The sequence below is a fragment of the Raskinella chloraquaticus (SeqCode) genome, assembly GCF_021731865.1.
Lineage (GTDB): Bacteria > Pseudomonadota > Alphaproteobacteria > Rhizobiales > UBA4765 > Raskinella > Raskinella chloraquaticus.
Map to the genome: position 1 here is coordinate 1 of NZ_JAKFWN010000009.1, position 21974 is coordinate 21974.

Annotated in this window: 22 protein-coding genes; 16 read left to right on the forward strand and 6 right to left on the reverse strand. The window is 59.8% G+C overall.

The window, feature by feature from the left end:
* From ACINK1_RS04190 to ACINK1_RS04205, 4 genes are all read left to right on the forward strand, one after another.
* A partial coding sequence (locus ACINK1_RS04190; RefSeq protein WP_395759989.1) for an ABC transporter substrate-binding protein occupies nucleotides 1-882 on the forward strand: 882 nt, incomplete at its 5' end.
* Nucleotides 883-960: 78 nt separating this feature from the next.
* The gene (locus tag ACINK1_RS04195) at nucleotides 961-1734 is read left to right on the forward strand and encodes an ABC transporter permease (protein WP_376802741.1); all 774 of its coding nucleotides are present in this window, start codon (nucleotides 961-963) and stop codon (nucleotides 1732-1734) included.
* A complete protein-coding gene (locus tag ACINK1_RS04200) occupies nucleotides 1731-2513 on the forward strand; it encodes an ABC transporter ATP-binding protein (RefSeq protein WP_376802742.1) in 783 nt (260 codons plus the stop codon). The genes ACINK1_RS04195 and ACINK1_RS04200 overlap by 4 nt, the downstream gene beginning before the upstream one ends.
* 238 nt (nucleotides 2514-2751) lie before the next feature.
* On the forward strand, nucleotides 2752-3906 hold the full coding sequence (locus tag ACINK1_RS04205) for a hypothetical protein (RefSeq protein WP_376802743.1): 1155 nt from the start codon (nucleotides 2752-2754) through the stop codon (nucleotides 3904-3906).
* Between the two features lie 23 nt (nucleotides 3907-3929).
* On the opposite strand, the gene ACINK1_RS04210 is transcribed toward ACINK1_RS04205, so the two are convergent.
* The 3 genes from ACINK1_RS04210 to ACINK1_RS04220 are packed head-to-tail and all read right to left on the reverse strand — an operon-like array spanning nucleotide 3930 to nucleotide 7666.
* Entirely contained in the window at nucleotides 3930-4730 is an 801-nt protein-coding gene (locus ACINK1_RS04210) for an SDR family NAD(P)-dependent oxidoreductase (protein ID WP_376802744.1), read from the reverse strand.
* An 11-nt stretch (nucleotides 4731-4741) separates the two neighbouring features.
* Nucleotides 4742-6619, reverse strand: coding sequence for a TRAP transporter large permease subunit (locus ACINK1_RS04215; protein WP_376802745.1), 1878 nt, complete (start codon nucleotides 6617-6619; stop codon nucleotides 4742-4744).
* A gap of 9 nt (nucleotides 6620-6628) precedes the next feature.
* Nucleotides 6629-7666 carry a TRAP transporter substrate-binding protein gene (locus ACINK1_RS04220; RefSeq protein ID WP_376802746.1) on the reverse strand — a complete coding sequence of 346 codons (1038 nt, stop codon included), beginning with the start codon at nucleotides 7664-7666 and terminating at the stop codon, nucleotides 6629-6631.
* Between the two features lie 219 nt (nucleotides 7667-7885).
* Between ACINK1_RS04220 and ACINK1_RS04225 the strand changes: the two genes are divergently transcribed.
* From ACINK1_RS04225 to ACINK1_RS04240, 4 genes are read left to right on the forward strand one after another with little or no spacing between them, the layout of a single operon-like run.
* Nucleotides 7886-9061 (forward strand): acetyl-CoA acetyltransferase, encoded by a 1176-nt coding sequence (locus tag ACINK1_RS04225; RefSeq protein ID WP_376802747.1) that lies wholly within the window; start codon nucleotides 7886-7888, stop codon nucleotides 9059-9061.
* Complete coding sequence (locus tag ACINK1_RS04230; protein WP_376802748.1) at nucleotides 9058-10710, forward strand: acyl-CoA synthetase; 1653 nt, start codon at nucleotides 9058-9060, stop codon at nucleotides 10708-10710. The genes ACINK1_RS04225 and ACINK1_RS04230 overlap by 4 nt, the downstream gene beginning before the upstream one ends.
* A complete protein-coding gene (locus tag ACINK1_RS04235; RefSeq protein WP_376802749.1) occupies nucleotides 10707-11600 on the forward strand; it encodes a PCC domain-containing protein in 894 nt (297 codons plus the stop codon). Before ACINK1_RS04230 ends, ACINK1_RS04235 begins: the two co-directional genes overlap by 4 nt.
* Nucleotides 11588-12370: an SDR family NAD(P)-dependent oxidoreductase gene (locus tag ACINK1_RS04240; RefSeq protein ID WP_376802750.1), complete on the forward strand. Its 783-nt coding sequence runs from the start codon at nucleotides 11588-11590 to the stop codon at nucleotides 12368-12370. Before ACINK1_RS04235 ends, ACINK1_RS04240 begins: the two co-directional genes overlap by 13 nt.
* Before the next feature lie 104 nt (nucleotides 12371-12474).
* On the opposite strand, the gene ACINK1_RS04245 is transcribed toward ACINK1_RS04240, so the two are convergent.
* Genes ACINK1_RS04245 through ACINK1_RS04255 form a run of 3 tightly spaced genes read right to left on the reverse strand, consistent with a single transcriptional unit; the run spans nucleotide 12475 to nucleotide 15606 of the window.
* Nucleotides 12475-13992, reverse strand: coding sequence for a tripartite tricarboxylate transporter permease (locus ACINK1_RS04245; RefSeq protein ID WP_376802751.1), 1518 nt, complete (start codon nucleotides 13990-13992; stop codon nucleotides 12475-12477).
* Between the two features lie 21 nt (nucleotides 13993-14013).
* Nucleotides 14014-14544, reverse strand: a complete 531-nt coding sequence (locus tag ACINK1_RS04250; protein ID WP_376802755.1) for a tripartite tricarboxylate transporter TctB family protein — start codon at nucleotides 14542-14544, stop codon at nucleotides 14014-14016.
* Between the two features lie 42 nt (nucleotides 14545-14586).
* Nucleotides 14587-15606: a Bug family tripartite tricarboxylate transporter substrate binding protein gene (locus ACINK1_RS04255; RefSeq protein ID WP_376802978.1), complete on the reverse strand. Its 1020-nt coding sequence runs from the start codon at nucleotides 15604-15606 to the stop codon at nucleotides 14587-14589.
* A gap of 432 nt (nucleotides 15607-16038) precedes the next feature.
* On the opposite strand from ACINK1_RS04255, the gene ACINK1_RS04260 reads away from it, so the two are divergent.
* From ACINK1_RS04260 to ACINK1_RS04295, 8 genes are all read left to right on the forward strand, one after another.
* Nucleotides 16039-16344: a PhzF family phenazine biosynthesis protein gene (locus tag ACINK1_RS04260; protein WP_376802753.1), complete on the forward strand. Its 306-nt coding sequence runs from the start codon at nucleotides 16039-16041 to the stop codon at nucleotides 16342-16344.
* Between the two features lie 304 nt (nucleotides 16345-16648).
* The gene (locus ACINK1_RS04265) at nucleotides 16649-17554 is read left to right on the forward strand and encodes a restriction endonuclease (protein WP_395759990.1); all 906 of its coding nucleotides are present in this window, start codon (nucleotides 16649-16651) and stop codon (nucleotides 17552-17554) included.
* 248 nt (nucleotides 17555-17802) lie between these two features.
* Nucleotides 17803-18150 (forward strand): helix-turn-helix domain-containing protein, encoded by a 348-nt coding sequence (locus ACINK1_RS04270; protein WP_395759991.1) that lies wholly within the window; start codon nucleotides 17803-17805, stop codon nucleotides 18148-18150.
* A gap of 49 nt (nucleotides 18151-18199) precedes the next feature.
* Nucleotides 18200-18340, forward strand: coding sequence for a hypothetical protein (locus tag ACINK1_RS04275; RefSeq protein WP_395759992.1), 141 nt, complete (start codon nucleotides 18200-18202; stop codon nucleotides 18338-18340).
* Nucleotides 18333-18833: a DUF4365 domain-containing protein gene (locus ACINK1_RS04280; protein WP_395759993.1), complete on the forward strand. Its 501-nt coding sequence runs from the start codon at nucleotides 18333-18335 to the stop codon at nucleotides 18831-18833. The genes ACINK1_RS04275 and ACINK1_RS04280 overlap by 8 nt, the downstream gene beginning before the upstream one ends.
* 26 nt (nucleotides 18834-18859) lie before the next feature.
* The gene (locus tag ACINK1_RS04285) at nucleotides 18860-19984 is read left to right on the forward strand and encodes a hypothetical protein (protein ID WP_395759994.1); all 1125 of its coding nucleotides are present in this window, start codon (nucleotides 18860-18862) and stop codon (nucleotides 19982-19984) included.
* A gap of 142 nt (nucleotides 19985-20126) precedes the next feature.
* Complete coding sequence (locus ACINK1_RS04290; RefSeq protein WP_395759995.1) at nucleotides 20127-20468, forward strand: helix-turn-helix transcriptional regulator; 342 nt, start codon at nucleotides 20127-20129, stop codon at nucleotides 20466-20468.
* The gene (locus tag ACINK1_RS04295) at nucleotides 20458-21777 is read left to right on the forward strand and encodes a type II toxin-antitoxin system HipA family toxin (RefSeq protein ID WP_395759996.1); all 1320 of its coding nucleotides are present in this window, start codon (nucleotides 20458-20460) and stop codon (nucleotides 21775-21777) included. The genes ACINK1_RS04290 and ACINK1_RS04295 overlap by 11 nt, the downstream gene beginning before the upstream one ends.
* Nucleotides 21778-21974 lie beyond the last annotated feature (197 nt).

Below are 21974 nucleotides of genomic sequence, written 5' to 3' on the forward strand. Positions count from 1 at the left end.
GCTCAAACCAAGGTCAGCATCGGCTTTTCGGGCTGGACCGGCTTTGCCCCGCTTGTATTGGCCAAGGAAGCCGGGATATTCGCCAAAAACGGCCTCGACGTCACCTTGAAGAAGATCCCGCAGGCCAGCCGCCATCTCGCCATGGCAGCAGGTGACATCCAGTGCGCGGCAACGACGGTTGAAACCTGGATTGTGTGGAATGCGGCCGGCATTGCCAGCACGCAGATTTTTCAGATGGATAAATCCTACGGCGCCGACGGCATGGCGGTGCGCGGCAATATTGCCTCGATCAAGGATTTGAAGGGCAAGCAGGTTGCCGCCTCCGCTCCCGGTACCGCGCCCTATTTCACGCTGGCCTGGTTTTTGAAAAAGAATGGCCTGTCGGTCAAGGATGTGACGGTCGTCAATATGGAGCCTGGCCCCGCCGCTCAGGCTTTCATCGCCGGACAGAATGACGTTGCGATGACCTATGAGCCCTATCTCTCGGCGGTCCGCGACAAGCCCGAGGCAGGCAAGATCATCGCCACCACGCTCGATTATCCGATGATCATGGATACGTTTGGCTGCACGCCGAAATTCCTCGCCGAGAATGAGGCTGCGGCCAAAGCGCTGGCGAAGAGCTATTTCGAGGCGGTCGCCCTGATCAAATCGGATCAGGCGAAAGCCTATGACATCATGGGCGCCGACGTGAAGCAGACGGGCGAACAGTTTGGCAATTCAGCGAAATATCTGCGCTGGCAGGACAAGGACGCCAACAAGGCGTTCTTTGCCGGCGATTTCAAGTCGTTCTCCAAGGAAGCTGCCGATCTCCTTCTGGAAATTGGTGTCATCAAGCAGATACCCGATCTGACCAGGCTGGCGGATACGCGCTTTCTCGACTGATGGCGGGCGCTCGTGCTTTTGCGATGTCGACAGTCCGGCATGTCCTGACATGCCGGGCCGATACATGTATCTGATCTCATGAAACCGCTTGAGCCCATTTCCTTTGGTGCGCGCCTGGCGCTGGGCCTGTTGTTCTTCGTCGTTTTTGTTGCCGCATGGTCTCTGGCGACATTCGGTGGATTTGTGTCGAAGACTTTCCTCGCCGATCCGCTGACGATGATCGACGAGGGGCGTATCCTCATCGTGCGCTATGGCTTTCTGGGCGATATTGCCATCACCATCTGGCGGGTCGTCGGCGGTTTCGTTCTGGCGGCGGCCGTTGCTGTTCCCCTCGGTGTGCTGATGGGGGCCTACAAGCCGGTCGAGGCGCTGCTGGAGCCGTTCATATCGTTTGCCCGCTATCTCCCGGCTTCGGCCTTCATCCCCCTTCTTATTCTGTGGGCGGGAACCGGCGAGCTGCAAAAACTTCTGGTGATCTTCATCGGCTCGTTTTTTCAGCTCGTTCTGATCATCGCCGTGACAGTTGGTGGCACGCGGCGCGATCTCGTCGAGGCAGCGCTGACGCTGGGCGCGAAGGATAGCCGCATCCTCACCCGGGTATTGTTGCCAGCCGCAGGCCCGCAGATCGCCGAGACATTACGCCTTGTCCTTGGCTGGGCCTGGACCTATGTCATCGTCGCTGAACTCATCGGCTCGTCTGCCGGTATTGGCCACATGATCATCGACAGCCAGGCCTTGCTCGCCACCGGCCAGATCATTTTCGGCATCATCGTTATCGGCATCATCGGGCTTGTGTCCGATTTTCTGTTCAAGGCGCTCAATCGCCGCCTGTTCGCGTGGAGCACGTTGTGAGCAAGCTCAGCGTCGAAAATGTGTCGCGGCAGTTTCCCGCCCCCAGGGGCGGTGCGCCCGTGCCGGCGCTGCTGCCGGTCGATTTGACGGTCGCCGACAATGATTTTCTCGTCCTGCTCGGACCATCGGGATGCGGTAAATCAACCCTGCTGCGCCTGATCGCCGGGCTTGATCGCCCGACGACGGGGCGCATCCTGCTTGACGGCAGACCGGTGAGCGCGCCCGGTCCTGATCGCGGCATGGTGTTCCAGTCCTATACGCTGTTTCCGTGGCTGACGGTTGCAGACAACATCGCCTTCGGCCTGCGTGAAAAAGGCCTGGACGAGGCGAGCGTCAAACCGATTATCTCTGACTGGCTGGAGCGTATTGGCCTGGCGGGTTTTGGCAACCACTACCCCAAGCAGCTTTCCGGCGGCATGCAGCAGCGAACCGCTATCGCCCGGGCGCTGGCAACCGATCCGGCGATCCTTCTTCTCGATGAACCCTTTGGCGCGCTTGATAATCAAACACGCGGATTGATGCAGGAAATGCTGTTGTCGATCTGGGAGAAGCAGAAAAAAACGGTGATATTCGTCACCCATGATATTGAAGAGGCGGTTTTTCTGGCCTCGCGCGTGATCGTGATGACCGCCCGACCGGGGCGGATCAAGGCGGAAATCGCCATCGATCTTGCCCATCCACGCCACTATACAGTGAAGACAAGCAGCGAATTTTCAGCTCTTAAGGCGCGTTTGACGGAAGAAATCCGCTCGGAGGCCCTGTTGGCTGCACATGTTTAACAAATGATATAAAGAAAAATCGCTGTTTTACGAAAATTAAAACATAACTTTATCTAATCCGCGAAGTTTACCTCACGGAAAGAGATATAGTCGATAACGTCCTCAACAACAAAACGTGAAGTGGGGACGTGTTATGGTCAAATCTAAGTCAACGAAGTCGATTCAATTTTGCTTTACTAAGATTGTTGAATGGGGTGCGCCAGTTGTTGCTTCGGTTGCAACGCTATGCGGCGCCACGTTGGCGGGCAGCGCTCCGGCGCACGCCCACGTCAAATGGTTCGCCACGTTTGATGTGGCAGCCGAGCCCATGCCTTTGTCGCAGGTGCTGACACCGGTCTTTTGGGCAGCTTTGGCCTTTGCGGCGCTGGTTCTAGCGCTGATCAGCCTGGTCGAGGATCAGAAACTCGGGCAATGGTCGCACCACATCATGAATAAGCTCAGTGGGCCGTTCGAAGGACGGATGGATGACGTCATGCGGGCCGGCACGGCGGTGTTTTTCGTCTGCCTTTGGGTGATCGGCGGTGTTTATCTGACGCCAGAACTGAAAACGACCAGCGAATGGGTGCCGTGGCTGCAATTTGCCATCGCCTGCTCGCTGTTCTTTAAGGTGACCATGCCCTTTGCGACGATTGGCATCTTCGCGCTGTGGGGCTTGGCGGTCCAGCAATATGGCCTCTTCCATATGCTTGACTACCCGATCTTTCTGGCAACAGCGGTCTATTTTACACTTTTTGCCTGCAGCAATCCTTATCTGCGCGAGATGCGCATGCCCGTTCTGCGCTGGGGCGCGGCGATCACCTTGATGTGGGCCAGCATCGAGAAATTTGCCTATCCGCACTGGACGACACCGGTCTTGATCGCCAAGCCTTATCTCGCCGCCGGCTTTGATGCTGATACATTCATGACGCTGGCCGGAGTGGTTGAATTCGGCCTTGCCTTCGCTCTCATCTGCTCGCCTTTGGCGCGCCGCCTCGGAGCGCTGGCTCTGGCCGTTCTCTTCATTGCCGCGGTCATTCCCTTCGGCAAGATCGACGCCATCGGCCACCTCGTCATCATCCTGATTTTGGTAACCATCATCGGTGAACGGCGCCAGCAGGATCGCACAATCTTTCTCACCTGGGCGCGGACCTCCCAGTTGAAGTTTGCTGCACTCGCTGGCTTCTTCCTGTGCTATTACGTGGGTCATGCGGCGCTGTTCAACCACAACAATGCCGGTCACAGCATAGCGCTGATCGGCAAGGCAAACGCGGCGGCGAGCGCGGAGATTTGCACACATGACCATGGTGATGAGGTTCATGGCGATCATGACCACGCCCATGATGAGCACGCCCATGATGGCCATGACCATAGTGACCATGTTCATCCGCCGGGTACCAAACCGCATAGCCATTGACGCAGCTTGCAGGCCCTGGCCTGTCAGCCCATCGGCACCGCAACGCTCTGCCCGCCATCAACGGGCAGAGCGATGCCTGTAATAAAGCGCGCATCGTCGGAAGCCAGGAACGCTGCCGCGTGGGCAATGTCGAACGCCGTTCCCATCCGCCCCAATGGCACGGCGCGGTTGCGGGCTGCCACCATCTCGTCAATCGAGGCGTAATTGCCGGCAATCTGCTTGTAGATCATCGGTGTGTCGATGAGGCCGGGGAGGATGGAGTTGGCGCGGATGCGGTAGGGTGCATATTGAACGGCGAGGGCGGAGGTTGCCTGCACGATGGCAGCCTTTGACGCATAATAGGAAAAATAGGGGTAGCCGACGAAACGGATCGCCGCGAGCGAAGCGATGTTGATGATGACGCCCTGCTTGCGGGCGATGAAATGCGGCAGCAGGCAGCGGCAGGTGCGGTAGACGGACCCGAGATTGATGTCGATGGCCCGCGTGAAATCGGCTTCGGCAAGATCGATCGGGCTGCCATTGACGACGACGCCGACATTATTGTGAAGGATGTCGACAGCGCCGAAATATTGAAGCGCGGTCGCTGTTGCTGCTTCGACGCTCGCAAGGTCGGTGACATCGGCGGCAAGCGCGATCACCGCGCCACCTTCGCCAGCGATGATCGCGGCAGTTTCTTCCGCCGCCGGCAGCGCGATGTCGACGGCGATGACCTTTGCGCCTTCCCGGGCGAAGGTCACCGCGGTGGCCTTGCCATTGCCCCAGCCCGGACCGCTTGAGCCGGCGCCGAAGACGATGGCTGTCTTGCCGTCAAGCCGCCCCGCCATATCATGCGCCCCTATAGAAACCCGATGGAAATCCACGGCACGGCAGCAACCACGCCAAGACCGACCAGCAACGCCAGCATATAGGCCCAGATCGGTGCGATACCCTCATCAGGATGCACCTTGCCGATGGCACAGGCGGCATAATAGCCAACGCCAAAGGGTGGGGCGAAGAGCCCGAGCCCCATGGCAAGGATCACCACCATGGCGTAGTGGACTTCATGAACGCCGACGGTTTTGGCGATGGGAAAGAGCAGCGGTCCAAACAGCACGATTGCCGGAATACCCTCAAGTACGCTGCCAAGAACCACAAAGGCGATAATCGATACAATGAGAAACCCGGCGACCCCGCCGGGCAAGTTTGTCATGAAGGTAGCGAGGGTCCGCGAGAAACCCGATTGCGTCAGACCCCACGCCATGGCTGACGCTGCGCCGATGATGAAGAGAATGGCGCCCGACAGCGTCGCTGTTTCAACCAGCATGGGCTGCAAGCGCCGAAGATCAAACTGACGGTAGATCAGGAGCCCGGCGATGACGGTGTAGCCGATACCGATGGTGGACACTTCGGTGGCCGTTGCCACCCCTTCGACCACTGCCGCGCGGATGATGAAGGGGAGAGCCAGCGCCGGCACGGCGATCACAAAGCTTCTGACGATTTCGCCAGCAGTCGCTCGCCTTACTTGCGACAGGTCATCGCTGCGGTAGCGCCACGCGACGACAACGCAAAGCCCGATCGCCAGCACCAGCCCCGGCAGCAACCCGCCAGTGAAAAGCGCGGCAATCGACACGCCCGTCACCGAGCCGATGGTAATCAGCACGATCGAGGGCGGGATCGTCTCGGTCTGCGCGCCTGTAGCCGACAGCAGCGCGACGAGATCGCCCGGCTTGGCGCCGCGCGCTTTCATCTCCGGGAAGAGGGCCGGTGCAACGGCTGCCATGTCCGCGGCCTTCGAGCCGGAGATACCCGAGACGAGATACATGGCGCCGATCAGCACATAGGAAAGCCCGCCACGCACATGTCCGAGCAGCGAGGCAAGAAACGCCACCATGGCGCGCGCCATGCCCGTCATTTCAATGAGCAGCCCGAGGAAGACAAACAGCGGCACCGCCAGCAGGATGAGGTGGCTCATGCCCTCGTCCATGCGCCCGACCATGACCATTGTCGGCACGCGCGTGGTGAGCGCGATGAAGCCGAAGGTGGCGATGGCAAACGCAAAGCCGATGGGAACGCCCAACAACACGGCGCCAAGCACGATGACGACAAAGAAGATGACCAGATTGCCATAACCCAATGTCTTGAAGCCCGGTCCGGCGAATTTGAAGGCAAGCACAATCAGGGCAAGGCCGCCGAGCGTCAGCACCGCATGTGACAGGCGCGATTCCAGAACCAGACGATTGACCCCGAAGATGAGCATGAGAACAACGCCGCAGGGGAAGGCGGCAGCTCGCCACGAGCCCGACAATTCGAGGGCGGACGTAGTGATAAAGCTCTCCTCGTACGCGTATTCGATGGCCGATGGCAGCACGAGCACGAGGAAGCCCAGACACACCGCCAGAGCCAGCGTGTCGAAGAATGCCTGGCGATGGGCGCCGAAATAGGCGACGAGCGCTGTCATCCGCATATGGGCGTTGGCGCGCACAGCTATCACCGCGCCAAACATGGCGAGCCACAGGAAGAGCGTCGAGGCCAGTTCATCCGACCACGTCAATGGTCGGTGAAGAACATAGCGCGCGATGACCCCGGCAAGCAGGACAATGACTTCAGCAATAACCAGAAGGGCTGCCAGCCACGCAATGCATGCGCCGAGAGCGTTATCGAAGCGGCTGACCTGCCGCCTCCAGCCGCTTTCGTGGCCCTGCGGCTTTCGCTCAGCTGCTCCTGCGATATCCATGATCTTGCGTCAGCTGAGTTTGCCGACTGCCGTCTCCAGGATCGTCCATGCTTCATCGCCGAATTTCTGCTTCCACTCGCCGTAGAACCCGGCGCTGCGCAGTTTTTCGCGGAAGGCCGCCGGACTGACATCGTTGAATTTCAGGCCCTTCGCCGTCAGCGTCTCGCGCAGGCCCTTCGTCAATTCGGCAACGTCAGCGCGCTCCGCCACCGCTCCCGCATTGAGATTCTTCGCAACAATCTCCTGAATATCCTTCGGCAGGGCTTCCCAATTGCGGCGGTTGGCAAGCACCCAGAAGCCGTCCCACATATGGTTGGTGGTCGAGCAATTGGTCTGCACCTCGTAGAGCTTGCCGGTGTCGATGATGGCCAGCGGGTTTTCCTGGCCGTCGACGATTTTCGACTGCAGCGCCGAATAGACCTCGTTGAAGTTGATCGTCGTGGGCGCCGCGCCGAAGGCCTTGAACATCGATGTCCAAAGGGGCGCAGGCGGCACGCGCAGCTTCACCCCTTCGAAATCACCCGGCGTCAGAATGGGTTTGGTGCTGGTGGTTGTCTGGCGGAAGCCATTATCCCACGGCTTGTCCATGGCAAGGATCTGCCGGCTCTTGGCGATTTCACCTCTGATGTAGGCGCCAAGCGGCCCGTCCATCGCCTTCCACACCGTGTCATAGCTGTCGAAGGCAAAGCCGACGCCATTGATGGCGGCAGCCGGCACCAGTGTTGACAGGATGAGGCCGGACAGGGTGAAGAAATCAACGCCGCCATTGCGGATTTGTCCCAGCGTATCAGTGTCGGACCCAAGCTGGCTCGATGGGAAGATCTGGAACTCGAACCGCCCGCCCGTTTCTGTTTTGATGCGGTCAGCCGCTTCCTGCAGGCGCTTGTTGAGCGGATGCGTCAACGCCAGATTATTGGCGAATTTATAAGTGAATTCAGCCGCATGCGCGCGCCCGATGGAAAAAGTAGAAATGCCGGCAGCGGCGCCCGCGAGGACGCTTCGGTTAAACAGGCGACGCGAGAAGGCGTAAGTTGTTTTTGTGCTCATGGTCATTTCCTCACCGGTTGTCGCAGCGCGTCGATCGTTTGAAGGTGCCGAAGCGTCAGCTTTGAGTAAGCACGACTATTGAGAGGCAGGGTGGGGGCTGTCAATCGCTTTCAACTCCGAACACGGAGATCATGCGCCCTGTGCGCACCCGCTTGCAGCCCGTGCGCAAGAGAGCGAAGATGGCGCTCTGCGAAAGGCCTGAAAATGAGAGGAAACGTCATGAGCCCGCATAAAGCTTCGATCGTCGGCTGGTCGCATTCGAATTTCGGCAAGCTTGACGATGCCGACAGCGAAGCGCTGATCGCCCGCGTCGCCTCGGGCGCGCTGGAGCATGCCGGCGTCACCCCGCAGGATATCGATTTCATCTCTGTCGGCGTCTATAATAACGGCTTCAGCAAGCAGGGTTTCGAGGGGGCGCTGGTGGCGCTCGCCATTCCCGAACTGGCGCAGACGCCGGCGATTCATGTCGAGAATGCGTGCGCGACCGGTTCAGCGGCGATCCATACCGCCCTTGATTTCATCGAAAGCGGGCGCGGCCGCATCGCCCTGGTCGTTGGTGCCGAGAAGATGACAGCAACACCAACTGCCGAGGTCGGCGACATTCTTCTCTCCGCCTGTTATCGACGCGAGGAAGCAGCGGTCGATGCGGGATTTGCCGGCATTTTCGGTAAGATCGCTTCGCATTATTTTCAGCGCAACGGAGACCGCAGCGCCGAACTGGCGATGATTGCCGCCAAGAACCACGTGAATGGCACGCGCAATCCCTATGCCCATATGCGCAAGGATTTCGGCTTCGACTTCTGCAACACGATTTCCGACAAGAACCCCTACGTTGCCGGACCGCTGCGCCGCACTGATTGCTCGCTTGTTTCCGACGGCGCGGCAGCGCTCGTGCTTGCCGATGCCGAGACAGCGGCAACCATGGCGCGCGCTGTCAATTTCCGTGCCCGCCAGCACGCCAATGATTTCCTGCCGCTGTCGCGCCGCGATCCGATTGCCTTTGATGGTGCAAGGCGCGTCTGGGCGAAGGCGCTCGAACAGGCAGGGCTGTCGATCCATGACCTCGACCTCGTCGAGACCCATGATTGTTTCACCATCGCCGAGATGATCGAATACGAGGCGATGGGTTTGGCCGCGCCTGGCGAGGGTTGGAAAGTGGTGCGTGAGGGAACAGCCACGCGCGAGGGTAAATTGCCGGTGAACCTGTCGGGCGGCCTGAAATCAAAGGGTCACCCCATCGGCGCGACCGGCGTCTCCATGCATGTGATGGCAGCGATGCAGGTGATGGGCGAGGCGGGCGATATGCAGAAGTCCGGGGCCAATGTTGCTGGCGTCTTCAACATGGGTGGCGCGGCGGTCGCCAATTACGTGTCGATCCTGGAGCGCAGCAAATGACCGGTTCCGCGCCCAGGGGTGGGGTCGTACCTCATTCACTGCGGGTGATGAACCTCGCCCATCTGGTGCGCCAGAATGCAAGGCGCTTTCCCGACCTGCCGGGCCTCATCTGGGGCGAGCGGCGTTGGAGCTGGCGCGAGATTGAAGCGGATGTGTCGGCCCTTGCCGCTGCCCTTGCCGCGAAAGGGATCGGCAAGGGTGACCGGGTGCTGGTTCACTCGAAGAATACCGCCCAGATGTTCTATGCGATCTTCGCTGTCTTTCGTCTGGGTGCTGTATGGGTGCCGACCAATTTCCGCCTGCTGCCCGATGAGGTGACCTATCTCGCGCAGTTCTCGGGCGCCAAAGCCTTTCTCTGCCACGGCGATTTTCCCGGTCATGCGGCGGCGATCAAGGCCGATGTTCCCGGCGTTGAGCATATCTGGCGCCTGGACGAGCAAAGCCGCGACAGCCATTTTGGTGATGGCAATCTGAGCGATCTGGTGGCCCCCTATCACGGCACGGCGATGGCCGATTGTCCGGTTGAGCGCGATGACCCGTGCTGGTTCTTTTTTACCTCCGGAACGACCGGTCGCTCGAAAGCCTCTGTTCTTACCCATGGCCAGATGGGCTTCGTACTCACCAATCATCTGAGCGATCTGCTGCCCGCCATTACCGAGAAGGATGCCTCGCTTGTCGTCGCGCCGCTCAGCCACGGCGCGGGCGTCCATCAGCTCAACATCGTGGCGCGCGGCGCTCCAACGATTCTTCTGCCAAGCGAGCGCTTCGATGTGGCGCAGGCATGGCAACTGATCAAAGAATATCGCGTGACCAATCTTTTCACCGTGCCGACCATTCTGAAGATGCTGGTCGAGCATCCCGCTGTCGACCAGCACGATCATCGCCAACTGCGCTACGTCATCTATGCGGGCGCGCCGATGTATCGCGAGGATCAGAAAGTCGCCCTCAGGAAGCTCGGCCCCGTCATCGTCCAGTATTTCGGCCTGGGCGAGGTCACAGGCAATATCACGGTTCTGCCGGCCCATCTCCATGACGCCGAGGACAGCCCTCAGCTGAAGCTTGGCACCTGCGGCATCGAGCGCACCGCGATGCAGGTGTCGATCCAGGATGACAGCGGGCGCGAACTCGCGCCTTTCGAAACCGGCGAAATCTGCGTCATCGGGCCGGCGGTCTTTGCCGGTTACTATGACAACCCCGAGGCCAACGCCAAGGCCTTCCGCGATGGCTGGTTTCGCACCGGCGACCTTGGCCATATGGACGAGCAAGGCTTTGTCTATATCACGGGCCGCGCCTCCGACATGTACATTTCCGGCGGTTCCAATATCTATCCTCGCGAGATCGAGGAGAAAATTCTTACCCACCCGGCAATTGCCGAAGTAGCGGTCCTCGGCTTGCCTGATCCGATGTGGGGCGAGATTGGCGTGGCGGTATGCGTGGCGCGCGAGGGGCAAGCGGTCAGCGCTGAGGCGCTTGTCGAATTCCTGGCACCGAAAGTCCCGCGCTACAAACTGCCCCGTCATGTCTTCTTCTGGGAAGCCTTGCCCAAATCAGGTTACGGCAAAGTGCCAAAGCGGCTCGTTCGTGACGAGATCGAGGCGCGCGGCATTCTGGCTGACCTTGCCGCTGCCAGCAAGAAGAGAGCGTCGTGACCGCCTCGAGCCTTCCGCGCTTTGTCCGCCAGCCCGGTCCGCCGGAAAGCGAACGCATGGTTGCCATTGCGGCCGGTGGCCGCCGCTTCGATCTCAAACTCGATGCCGGGCTGCCGTTGCTGGAGGCGGTGCATCGCGGCTTTGCGAAAGCGGGTTTTGAGAGCGGCGCCTGCGACCTTGACGGCGTGACCCTCGCGCGTCTCAGCTATTGCATTCCGGCGCTTTCGAAGACGCCGGATCATGTGGCATTCTACAGCGATACCTACCGTCCTGCCGGACCGACGGTCATCAGTCGCGGAGCATTGACGTTCGGGCGACGCGACGCAGCGCCGTTCTTCCATGCTCACGCTTTGTGGCGGGAGGCTGACGGGAAAATCATGGGTGGGCATATCCTGCCTGAACAGACCTTTCTTGCGAAGCCGGCAACGGTGCGCGCCATCGGTTTGAACGGCGCGCTGTTTGACGCAGGTCCCGACACTGAAACAGGCTTCAAGATTTTCTCGCCTGTCATCGCTCCGGCGGCGCAGGCAGACGGTCCGTTCATGCGCGTCTTTGCGATCCGCTTGCGCCCCAACAGCGATTTTTGCGGCAGCCTTGAAAAGCTGTGCGCTGATCATGGGATCAGCCACGCTGTCCTGCGCGGTGGTGTGGGCAGCACGATTGGCGTGCGCTTCGAGGATGGTCGCGAAGCCCCTAATTTTGCCACCGAAATCTTTATCCGCGAGGGGCGGATCACGCCAGGCGCGGATGGCAGGCCTGAGGCCAGCGTCGATGTCGGTCTGATCGATTATCAGGCGCAGATTTTCGAAGGCCGCTTCAAGCGCGGCGACAACCCCGTGCTCATCACCTTCGAAATCATCCTTGAGACCGACCGACCATGGCCGGCCTGATGGAAATCCGCTCCGCTATCGTCACGGGTGCAGCCTCAGGCATTGGTCTTGCCACAACAACGACCCTGCTGGAGGCTGGCTGGCAGGTGGCGGGTTTTGACCGCGATGGTAACGCCCTTGCGGCAGCGATGCAGAACCTGAGCGCCTATCACGGCAGGGTGCGTCTGCACCCGCTCGATATCACCGATGAAGCCGCGAGCAAGGCGGCGATCAGCGAGATCATGGACGGTTTCGGACCCCTGCGCGGGGTGGTCACGAGCGCCGGCATCGCCAGCAACACCTCTTTTTTTGACACCACACCTGACCTCATGCGGCGCATGAACGATGTGAATGTCATCGGCAGTTTCCTCACCGCCAGGATCGCTGCCGAGACAATGCGCGACAATGGGGGAGGGGCCATCGTCCTCATCGCGTCGGTGTCGGGTCTGGTTGGCAATCGTGGCCGTACAGCCTATGGCGCCTCGAAGGGCGCTATTGTCAATCTGACGCGTATCATGGCCGTCGAGCTTGCAGCTCACCGCATCCGGGTGAATGCCATCGCGCCCGGCCCGATTGATACCGCCATGGCGCGTCAGGTTCATTCAGCCAAGGTCAGGGCCGAATGGTGCGACAAGGTGCCAATGGGTCGATACGGCACGCCAAATGAGGTGGCGCAAGCCGCCCGGTTTCTCCTGGACGAGCAGCAGTCAGGTTATATCACCGGACAGATTCTCGCAGTCGATGGCGGCTTTTCCATTGCCGGTCTCAATGGCGGCGACGAAACGGCTTAAACCCGCATGTGATGGCGCGCGTCGAGCGCAGGCGCATGCCGCCAAAATGAAAGAGCCGGTTCTTGCGAACCGGCTCCCATGTCAAATCCAAGCTTGACCGGCATTCATGAGCCCGACGGAGCACCCGCGAGCCGGCGGCGAAACGCGGTGATCTGCTCGGTCACAATAGGCCAGAACAGAAGCAGGAGCGCGATCACCATCAGCGACCCGACCAGGCCATTGGACCAGAACACCGACAGACTTCCCTCATAGCCGAGAATGGCCTGACGGAATGACGCCTCCGTGCGGTCGCCAAGCACGATCGCCAGAACCAGCGGCGCGATCGGGTAATCAAGCTTCTTGAAGATGTAGCCAATGATACCGAAAATCACCATTTGCCCGATATCAAAGCCTGAATTGCGCACGGTGTAAGCGCCGATCGCGCAGATGATGAGAATGATCGGAGCCACCACCGAGAACGGGATGCGCAGGATAGCCGCAAAGAGTGGCACTGTCGCCAGGACGATGATCAAGCCAACGATATTGCCAAGATACATCGAGGCAATCAGCCCCCACACGAAGCTCTTCTGTTCGACGAACAAAAGCGGTCCAGGCTGAAGACCCCAGATCAGCAAACCGCCAAGGAGAACAGCGGCCGTCGCTGATCCGGGAATGCCGAGCGCCAGCATCGGCAGCAGCGCCGCCGTCCCGGCAGCGTGTGCAGCCGTTTCGGGAGCCAGAACGCCCTCGATTTCACCGGTACCGAATTTATTGCCTTTCGGAGAGAAGCGCTTGGCCAGGCCATACCCCATGAACGAGGCGGCGATGGCTCCGCCCGGTGTCACGCCCATCCACAATCCCACCACCGCGGAACGGACCAGCGTCAGCCAGTATTTCGGCAGGCCCGCCCATGTCTTCAATACGACCTTGAGATCGATCGCCGCCCGCTTGCCCTTGAAGGCCAGCCCTTCTTCCATGGTCACCAGGATTTCGGACACGCCGAACAGACCGATCACCACAACCAGGAAGTCGAAGCCACGCAAAAGCTGGGGATTGTCAAAGGTCATCCGCAGCTCACCCGAGACAGAATCAAGACCGACAGCGGCAAGCAGAAAGCCGAGGCACAGAGAGACAAGGATCTTGGACCTGTTGTCTTTGCCCAGGCCGATGAAGGAACAGAAGGTCAGGAAGAAGACCGCGAAATACTCCGCTGGCCCGAATTTAAGGGCAAAACTGGCGATCAGCGGCGCCACAAACGTAATCAGGATAACGCCGGCAACAGCGCCGATGAATGATGCGGTAAAAGCTGCTGTGAGCGCTTCTGCGGCTCGTCCTTGCTGGGCCATCGGATAACCGTCGAAGGTTGTCGCCACCGACCACGCTTCGCCCGGGATATTGAACAGGATCGAGGTGATCGCCCCCCCGAACAATGCGCCCCAGTAAAGCGAAGACAGAAGAATAATGGCCGATACAGGCTCCATGCCGAATGTCAGTGGCAGCAGGATCGCCACGCCGTTGGGGCCGCCAAGGCCCGGCAGTACGCCAACAACGATGCCGAGCAGCACGCCGATGATCATGAAGCCGACATTCTTGAACGAAAGGGCTACGTAAAAGCCGTTGAGCAGGTCATTCAGATTTTCCATGATGTGACAGGCCTTCTTTTTTCACAGACCCAAAAGGGCTTCGACGGGCCCCTTTGGTAGCGGCACCTGGAACCATTTTTCAAAGATGACAAAAGTGACAATAACAAATGCGAACGCGCTGGCACATGAGCGGATGACCCCGAATTCACCTAGCCAGATCATGAAAAGTGCCAGAAAAAGGGCAGATGAGAGATAGATACCAAGCCATTCGATGCCGATGGTGAAGATGATCAGCGGGATTAAAACTTTGGAAATCCGGATGAGTTGTTCATAGGTCACGAACATTTCTGTTTTGGCCCTGAGAGCCACCCAGAATGTAAAGACTGATCCAAGGAACATGATGACGGCAAGCCGTGCCGGAAAATAACCCGATTGCGGACCATCGCTCGCCCAGCCAGCGCCCCGTGTGTAATTATCGTAGAACGCAACGACTGATAATAACAGAAAGATGCTGGCGACGACCAATTCTACGGTGCGGCGTGAAATACCGCGTTCAGCTTGCACGTCTTCTTCCATGATGGAATTTTCCTCGATGCGATAAGCAAACATCATCAAGGGATGGTCACGATGACCATCCCTCTTGTACTGGAAAATTTACTTGGCGAGGAACCCTGCCTTGTCCATGAGATCTTTATGGCGTTGTTCATCAGCCGTCAGGAACTCAACGAAGGACGCGCCTGAGCGAAAATCGGGGAGGAGTGCATTGCGGGCAAGATACTCCTTCCACTCCGCTGTTTCCTGCACTTTCTTGAACAGGTCGACGTAAAAATCGCGCTGTTCATTGCTCACGCCGCCCGGCATGAACATGCCACGCAGCATATTATAGGTGAACTTGATGCCCTGTTCGCCGCAAGTCGGTATGTCTGACCACGCTGCCGTGTCCGTTATCTTCTCTTTGTAGGCCATCCGCTTGGGTGAAAGAAGGCAGAGGGGGCGGGCATTGCCAGCGCGCCAGCTCGCCACTTCCTCTGAAGGATTGCCGGTCGAAGCTTCAATGTGCTTGCCCGCCAGCTGAACGGACGTCGGTCCGCCTCCGGCATAAGGAATGTAGGTTATTTTCGCTGCCGATTCGTCGCCAAGCGCCCAGGTGATCAAGTTATCCTCGCGCTTGGACCCGGCCCCGCCGATGCGGATGTTCTGACCGGACTTTGCGGCGGCCAACAGGTCCCCTGCGGTTTTGTACGGAGCGTCATTATAGGTCCACAGCAGGAACTCATCCTGCGCCAAAAGCGCAACGGGCGTGAAGTCGCGCCAGCTCACCGGCAATTTCGAGGAGAGCGGCGTCATATAGAGGCCTGACGACGTTGTGAGCAGTTTATGCGCGTCACCCTTCGCGGCCTTGATCTCAAGCATGGCCTCGCCGCCCGCCGCCGCCGGCTTGTTGACGACAACCACCGGCGCTTTGGTCAGATTGTTTTTGGTGATGGCGCCCTGAATGGTCCGCGCCATCTGGTCCGAGGCGCCACCGGGCGCAAAAGGAACAATGATTTCAATTGGTTTTGTCGGCTCCCAAGCGGCAAAAGCCGTTCCGCACATGCCAAGTGCGCATGCTGATACAACTAGCGTAAGACCTCTGATGTCCATCGTCTTCCTCCATTTGATTTTTCTAAACACGGATAACTGCAAACGTTGTCACAGCGCATATTAAACTCATTATTCATAATTCAAAATAAATGACAAGTTGATTTTTGGTGAACGCGTCCGCTGCGAAACGTCGGACACAGGCATGGAGCGATTGATGCGACACTTCCGATCATCCGCCACAACAGACGACCTGAGATAAAGAGACGTGCCTCGACTGCACGTGAGGGGCCAAGCAAAGGATATTCTGCCCGCGCGGTCAACACGCGCAATCACGGAGGGCGGCGGTGGTCGGTCGATCGTAAAGTGTTTCTGTCTTGGCCGCGTGCGGAATTCGGTTGGCCGCACGCGGAATAAAAATGATAAACCATCGGTCAGACTGATGGATCTCTATGGCAATCTCGTGATTGACCAGAACGAGCCGCATGATAATCGGCGACGTCAATTGACGACGCGGTTTATGATATGCGGCGACGCTTTGTTCAGTGTGACGTCTTCACCTCGGTGCCGACACGCGGCAACGGGCTTGCCGTTGTCATTGATGGTGAAGGTCTGTCAGACAGCGCCATGCAGCAATTCGCAGCCTGGACCAACCTCGCCGAGACCACCTTCCTGTTAGCACCCACCACTCAAGAGGCCGATTATAAGGTGCGGATATTCACACCGGCGCGCGAAATGCTGTTTGCCGGCCATCCAACGCTTGGCAGCTGCGCCTCGTGGATTCAGTGTGGCGGCAAGCCCAGGACGCAGGGCCTTGTCAGGCAGGGATGAGACGCGTGGCGATTTCTGCGAAGATTCCGAGACTGGATCGATGGGTCGACCCGTTGTTGACGAGTATGATGACGGATATAGGCAATGGCTGACTGAAAGCGATTACAAATTGGCTGCCACGTCATGATGTGGCCTCCCCTGACGAGCGGCGCGCCGACGATAGTCGCGAAGCTTGCGCCATCCGCGATGAGTTAATGGAGGCCGACATCGACACAGACCGGCGAAAGCCGATCTTGGTGCCTCTGGATTGCTTGGCCGTTAAGTTGGGAGATCAATACTGGCCATTCCCGATTTTCAAACCCTGATGCTGCCGGTTCTGCGGGCCTCGGCCGACGGCGAAGTGCGTATCGGCGATGTCGTTGAAAAGCTGGCCGCGGAATTTGCCCTTTCAGAGGACGAACGGGCGCACCTGCTGCCGTCTGGCCGCCAGACGACTTTCGCCAACCGGGTCCACTGGTCGAAAAGCTATCTCGGAAAAGCCGGTCTGATCGTGCTGAGCGGCAGAGGCCGGTTCACGATCACTGATCGCGGTCGGGAGGTGCTCGCCTCGCCGCCGAAGCGGATCGATATCAAGTTCCTTCAGCGCTTCCCGGAGTTCGCTGCGTTTCGCAGTGACGGAGGAAGCGACGCTGACGAAAGCGAAGCCGTCGCCCCGGTCAAGGGAAAGCTCGTCGACGAGCCGACACTAACCCCGGACGAGACCATCCGCGTCGCGTACCGACGGCTGGAAGCGGCCCTTGCCGAAGATCTCCTGTCGCGGGTTCGGCAGGGAACGCCCGCGTTTTTCGAGCGTGTCATCGTGCAGTTGCTCCTCGCGATGGGTTATGGCGGCTCGGCTGGCGCGCTGGATCGCGCCCTGACCGGCGGCAGCGGTGATGGCGGAATCGATGGCGTCATCGATCAGGACCCGCTCGGGCTTGATCGCATCTATGTCCAGGCGAAGCGATATCAGGATGGATCACCCGTTGGATCGGGGGCGATCCGCGACTTCTTTGGCAGCCTCGACAGGGTGCGGGCCACGAAGGGTCTGTTCGTCACGACCTCGACTTTCTCGGCAAGCGCACGCGACACCGCCGAGATGCTGTCGAAGCGGATCGTGCTGATCGACGGCAGCCAATTTGCGCGACTGATGCTGTCACACGGCGTCGGATGCCGAGCGGAGGAAACTTTGACGATCAAACGCATCGATGAAGAATTCTTCGATCCGTGAGCGTATCCTGTCCAACGCGGCATCTTTGCCGCATGCGGTGAAGAGGATGGATTTGGCTGCGGTTTCTTGAAACCTATCGGAATCTCTGCATTTCGCCCAGCCCGGAATTTCTGCGCACGCTCGCCTGGATGCGCGACATCCAGGCCATCCTGAAGCCCCGCCAGACATCGAATGTTTAGATATCAGTTGACAGCCCCGCAGGCTTCGGGTGTATAGTCATTACTAAACAGGCAGCGGGAGTGGCAGGCATGTCCACGGAACGGTTCGGCGAGTTCGTGCGCCGGGAGCGAGAGGCGCGCGAGATCGGGCTTCGCGAAATGGCGAAGATGATCGGCGTCAGCCCCACCTATCTGTCCAAGGTCGAGCGCGACGAGTTCCCGCCGCCCGCAGAGGACAAGGTCAAGGCGATTGCGCAGGTGATCGCCTGCGACGTCGACGAACTCCTTGCCCGCGCCGGCAAGGTTGCCTCGGACCTCTCCGACATCATCAAGCAGCAGCCGCGCGAGCTCGCGGCGCTGCTGCGGACCACCAAGGGGCTTTCTGCCGAGGATGTGCTGAAGCTCGCCCGCCAGGCACGGCGCGTACAGGACAAGTAGCGGGCGGCTTAGCCGAACTTTCGAAGATGCAGATGAGGATGAAGGCGAAATGACCCTCTTGGTCTCCTACATGTCCGAAAGCCGGATCGAGACGGATGCCGAGGCGTTGCTCAGGGAGATAGTTGCCGTCGGGAGACAGGCAAATTACCTTGCTTACAATGGCGACACGAGGCCGCTTGCCAATGATTGATTCGTTGATGACACCCAACGACCGGGAAGAAGCGCTTTCCCGCGCCTATGTCGCGGCTGTAGCAGCCGGCGCTGGCTATGTAACCGCCGAGCCGAAGTTGGATCGGGACGGCGTGGACATTGAGATCCACGCTGGTGGGCTGTCGCGACCGCAATTGAACATTCAATTGAAGGCAACGATCAATCTTGGCGAGGCGGCAAATGAGGCGTATCGCTATGCGCTGAAGCGCCGCAATTATGACCTGTTGCGGAAACAGACGATGGTTCCCCGCATTCTGGTCGTTCTCTCTCTGCCCGCTGCCGAAGTGGAGTGGTTGAGCGTCACCCCGGAGCAACTGATCCTGCGGCGTTGCGCCTACTGGGCCAGTCTTGCGGGATTTTCTGAGACCCAGAACAACGAAAGTGTTACGATTTCGATACACAATAACAATCGGTTCGACGTCGACAGCCTCAAGGCACTAATGGAACGGGCCAGAAGTGGAGCCATCGCATGAAAGCGCAAATCCTCGACGTTGAAGCATTGCGGGCGATCTCGCCGGCGGCGCTCGCGGCGTTTGCGCGTGGCGAGGGCTGGACGAAGACAGACGTGTTCGGAACGCATGCGGACGTCTATGGCGGAACTGATCGGCCTGAGATCATTCTGCCGCGCACTGACCGTCTGGCAGATTATGCCTCCGCCGTTTCCCGACTGATCGACGTTTTTGCGAAAGTCACCGAACGCGATGAACTCGCAACCTACCGCGATCTCGTCGGTGCGGACCGCGATGTCGTGCGCGTGCGCGCTTTCGGCGGCGATGACGACGGATCGGTCCTCCTGGACGCGGGCGTGAAGATCGTCGCCCAGGCCCGTGACATGCTGCTCGCCGCTGCCTGTGCGGCAAAGACACCACAGCCGCTCTATCGGGCGGGCGCCAATAAAGAAGCGAATGACTACATGCGGCGCGTGAAGCTTGGCCAGACGGAACATGGCAGCTTCGTCGTGACACTTCTCGCGCCTGTTCCGCCATTGCTGCAACCTGTTCAGCTTCCCCTCGATCAGGCTTGGGCCAATCTCGACGATGAGCCCATGGAACGAATGGTCACGCGCCGCCTGATGAGTGCGCTCGAAGCTTCGCGCACGGCCGCCGAGATGGCACTTTCTGGCGATGCCGCAGCCTTCGAGAACGCCGTCGCCTCAGGCGTCAGCGCGAACCTGTGCGAAGCGGTGGCAGGGCTGATCGAACAGTCCCATGGGCTTGATATCAGCCTGACATGGGCGCGGACCCGGCCCACACCGGAGGCTCACCGAAAGGTCGTTTTCTCGCAGAATGATGCGGAAATCCTCAACGAAGCTGCGCGGAACTTCAGGCTCCGTCAGCCCAAGGCCGACGTCACGCTTTACGGCACTGTGCACAAACTGAAGCGAGATCAGGACGAGGTCGAAGGCGTGGTCACGCTGAAGGCGATCGTTGAGGACAAGATGCAGTCGGTTCGGGCAATTCTGGACCAGGCCAACTACAGCACTGCTGTACAGGCCCACGATGCCCAGGCGCAGGTTATCGTGACAGGTGATCTTGAGCGGGTCGGCCAACGCTGGCAGGTCACGAATGCAAACGTTCGCGAGCTTCCCGCCGATGATACGACGGACGACGAGGCTGCCGAGTAGTCCATTACTCTCAACTGTGGCGCCTTGAGGTTCCAAAAATTGCGGTTTTGGCGTCTTGCGGCCCCAAGTCTTGAATTGTTAGGATTTCTCTGTTAGGCGTCTCAAGGTGCCAAAGTTTCCGTTTATGGAGCCTTGAGACGCCATGGCTGCCCGCAACCCCTTGCTTGCCGCACCGCCCTATGAGGTCGAGCAGGCGTTGAAGACCCTCGGGGCGAACATTCGCACGGCGCGGCTGCGGCGCAACCTCTCCATTGCCGAGGTCGCGGCCAAAATCGGCGTCGACCGGCATGTGATCGGCGATGCCGAACGCGGCAAGCCCTCCACGGGGATCGCCATCTATGCCGGGCTGCTCTGGGCCATGGGGCTGGCCGATCAGCTGGGCCGTGTCGCCGATCCACTGAGCGACGAGGAAGGCATGACGCTGGCCAAGGCGCAGGGCCGCGACAAGGCCGGTGGCCGAAAGGCGCTCGACAATGATTTCTGACGCATCGGCCCCGAAAGTGGCGCCCGGTTTCGGGAACAAGCCGATGCGCAAAGCAACGCCAACAGGTGCGGATGAGTGCTTCGTCTATGTGACCCTGCCCGGTGAGGCCGAGGCGGTCACCGCAGGACGCTACGTCCGCGAGACGAACCGGCAAGGCGTTACCACCGGGCGCTTCGTCTATGGCCGAAGCTATCTCGCGCGGCCCGATGCTGTTGAAATCGATCCGGCAGAACTGAAGCTCGGCGCGCGCACCTATGAAACGGTGCTGATGAAGGGCCTGTTCGGCGCGTTGCGCGATGCCGGGCCCGACTATTGGGGGCGTCGCGTCATCGAGAAACACGCCGGGCTGACCGAACTTGGCGAACTCGATTATCTCCTTCATTCGCCCGACGACCGCGCCGGAGCGCTTGGTTTCGGCCTGGGACAAGCGCCGCCTGCACCCGTGCGCGTCTTTAACCGCACGCTCGATCTTGCCCGCCTTCACGAGATCGCCGATCGGCTGGTGAACGACGAGCCGCGTGCCACGGACACCGAGGCGGCGCAGGTGGAAGAGTTGCTGCTGCTCGGAACCTCGATGGGCGGCGCGCGGCCGAAAGCTGTTGTCGAGGATGCGGACGGGCTGTGGCTCGCCAAGTTCAACCGTGCCGACGACAAATGGAACATGGCGCGGGTTGAGCATGCCATGCTCCTGCTGGCCCGCGCTTGCGGCCTTCTCACCGCCACAAGCCGTATCGAGACGATCGGCGATCGGGACGTGCTGCTGGTCAAGCGCTTCGATCGCGAGAAGGCCGCCAAGGGTTACACACGTGCCCGCATGGTGAGCGCCCTCACTCTGTTGCGCGCCGACGAGACCCAGCGTGAGCGCTGGTCCTATATCGTGCTGGCCGAGGAACTGCGCCGGATAAGTGCCGACCCGAAGCGTGATGCAGCCGAACTCTTCCGGCGCATGCTGTTCAACGCGCTGATCTCGAACATTGACGATCACCCACGCAATCACGCCGTGATCGCGCCGCAACGCGAATGGCGGCTCTCGCCAGCCTATGATCTCACGCCGTCCGTGCCGGTGAGCACCGATCGCCGCGACCTTGCCATGGCGGCGGGCGATTTTGGTCGCTGGGCCAATGCCCGCAACATGCTGAGCCAGGCGCCGCGCTTCCTCCTCGATCCTGCTGAAGCCAGCGCCATGGTCGACGCCATGGAAGAAGCCGTCAAAGGTGGCTGGTATGCGATTACGCGCAGCGCGGGCGTGTCCGAGGCAGATTGCGCGACCATCGCCAATGCCTTCGCCTATCCCGGCTTTCGCATGTGAAGACCCGAAGGGTTGTGAAGCCGTCTTCCGGTTATGCCGTATCGCGCGCGCGAAGTGAGCGCCATGTGAAGGACCGCTTCGAAACCCTTCGCCTGCCGGAGGGGCGCCCCTTTAGGTTCTTCCTGGCGCATTTTGTATGCGGGCGGCGGCAGCGCGATCCATCGCCAGCGGCAAAAGTGCGAACCGGGTTCGCACCC

Coding starts and splice junctions, on each gene's coding strand:
- ACINK1_RS04195 (WP_376802741.1), top strand. CDS start 961: ATGAAACCGCTTGAGCCCATTTCCTTTGGTGCGCGCCTGGCGCTGGGC.
- ACINK1_RS04210 (WP_376802744.1), bottom strand. CDS start 4,730: ATGGCGGGGCGGCTTGACGGCAAGACAGCCATCGTCTTCGGCGCCGGC.
- ACINK1_RS04215 (WP_376802745.1), bottom strand. CDS start 6,619: ATGGATATCGCAGGAGCAGCTGAGCGAAAGCCGCAGGGCCACGAAAGC.
- ACINK1_RS04220 (WP_376802746.1), bottom strand. CDS start 7,666: ATGAGCACAAAAACAACTTACGCCTTCTCGCGTCGCCTGTTTAACCGA.
- ACINK1_RS04225 (WP_376802747.1), top strand. CDS start 7,886: ATGAGCCCGCATAAAGCTTCGATCGTCGGCTGGTCGCATTCGAATTTC.
- ACINK1_RS04230 (WP_376802748.1), top strand. CDS start 9,058: ATGACCGGTTCCGCGCCCAGGGGTGGGGTCGTACCTCATTCACTGCGG.
- ACINK1_RS04240 (WP_376802750.1), top strand. CDS start 11,588: ATGGCCGGCCTGATGGAAATCCGCTCCGCTATCGTCACGGGTGCAGCC.
- ACINK1_RS04245 (WP_376802751.1), bottom strand. CDS start 13,992: ATGGAAAATCTGAATGACCTGCTCAACGGCTTTTACGTAGCCCTTTCG.
- ACINK1_RS04250 (WP_376802755.1), bottom strand. CDS start 14,544: ATGATGTTTGCTTATCGCATCGAGGAAAATTCCATCATGGAAGAAGAC.
- ACINK1_RS04260 (WP_376802753.1), top strand. CDS start 16,039: ATGCGGCGACGCTTTGTTCAGTGTGACGTCTTCACCTCGGTGCCGACA.
- ACINK1_RS04265 (WP_395759990.1), top strand. CDS start 16,649: ATGCTGCCGGTTCTGCGGGCCTCGGCCGACGGCGAAGTGCGTATCGGC.
- ACINK1_RS04270 (WP_395759991.1), top strand. CDS start 17,803: ATGTCCACGGAACGGTTCGGCGAGTTCGTGCGCCGGGAGCGAGAGGCG.
- ACINK1_RS04275 (WP_395759992.1), top strand. CDS start 18,200: ATGACCCTCTTGGTCTCCTACATGTCCGAAAGCCGGATCGAGACGGAT.
- ACINK1_RS04280 (WP_395759993.1), top strand. CDS start 18,333: ATGATTGATTCGTTGATGACACCCAACGACCGGGAAGAAGCGCTTTCC.
- ACINK1_RS04290 (WP_395759995.1), top strand. CDS start 20,127: ATGGCTGCCCGCAACCCCTTGCTTGCCGCACCGCCCTATGAGGTCGAG.
- ACINK1_RS04295 (WP_395759996.1), top strand. CDS start 20,458: ATGATTTCTGACGCATCGGCCCCGAAAGTGGCGCCCGGTTTCGGGAAC.